Raw genomic sequence first — 1142 nt, 5'->3', positions numbered from 1 at the left:
ACGTGGAGCAGTTCTGGGATGGTCGCGCCGCCGATCTGCAAAAACAGGCCGGTGGTCCGCCGCTCAACCCCATTGAAATGGCCTCGAAATCCTGGGATGACATTATTGCCAAACTGGATGCCGATCCGGCGCTGAAGGCGGCCTTTGAAGCGGTCTATCCGCAGGGCTTTAGCGGCGACACCATCACCGATGCCATCGCCGAATATGAAAAAACGCTCATTACCCCGGACGCGCCATTTGATAAGTGGCTGCGCGGGGATGAAAACGCCCTGACGGCACAGCAAAAGCGCGGCTATCAGCTTTTCAAGGAGAACAAATGTGCCACCTGCCACGGCGGGGTGATCCTCGGCGGACGCTCGTTTGAACCGCTGGGGCTGAAAAAGGAGTATGACTTTGGCGAGGTGACGGCAGCGGATATCGGGCGCATGAACGTCACGCATGAGGTGCGCGATCGCCTGCGCCAGAAAGTACCGGGTCTGCGCAACGTGGCCTTAACCGCGCCATACTTCCACCGCGGGGATGTGCCGTCCCTCGACGAGGCGGTGAAGCTGATGCTGCGTTACCAGGTGGGCACCAGTCTGCCGCAAAACGAGGTAGATGATATTGTCGCCTTCCTCGACAGCCTGACCGGCGTTTATACCCCCTGGCAGCCTCAGGGTCATTAAAGGCTGCCATATGCTTGAGGCCCTGAATCTCAGCTGTGAAGGCAACGACAGAGCGCTGTTTAGCGGCCTGTCGTTTACCGTGCAGCCTGGCGATCTGATGCAGGTAACCGGGGAAAACGGTGCGGGGAAGACCACGCTGCTGCGTCTGCTGGCCGGGCTGGCATCGCCCGATAGCGGCGAGGTGCGCTGGCAGGGGAAATCGCTGGCCGCCGTGCGCGACACCTTTCATTCACAGCTGCTGTGGCTGGGGCATCAGCCAGGGATCAAGGGTCGGCTGACGGCGCGGGAGAATTTACGCTTTTACCATCCGGCGTGCCCCAATGCCGCGCTGCGCCTGGTGGGGCTCAACGGCCATGAAGAGCGCCCCGTCGGTCAGCTCTCTGCCGGACAACAGCGCCGCGTGGCGCTGGCGCGTTTATGGCTAAGTTCCGCCCGGCTGTGGATCCTCGATGAGCCCTTTACGGCGATCGATGCCGC

Annotated in this window: 2 protein-coding genes; both read left to right on the top strand. The window is 61.5% G+C overall.

The window, feature by feature from the left end; genetic code table 11:
- A partial coding sequence (locus WFM46_RS23740) for a cytochrome-c peroxidase (RefSeq protein ID WP_336998725.1) occupies window positions 1-665 on the top strand: 665 nt, incomplete at its 5' end.
- A gap of 10 nt (window positions 666-675) precedes the next feature.
- Window positions 676-1142, top strand: a 467-nt coding sequence (ccmA, locus tag WFM46_RS23735) for a cytochrome c biogenesis heme-transporting ATPase CcmA (RefSeq protein ID WP_336998724.1), incomplete at its 3' end; no start/stop codon positions are given.

It is taken from the genome of Leclercia sp. M50, assembly GCF_037150775.1.
Taxonomy (GTDB): domain Bacteria; phylum Pseudomonadota; class Gammaproteobacteria; order Enterobacterales; family Enterobacteriaceae; genus Enterobacter.
Note: the sequence above shows the minus strand (reverse complement) of the source record. Positions and strands in the feature narration are given on the sequence as shown.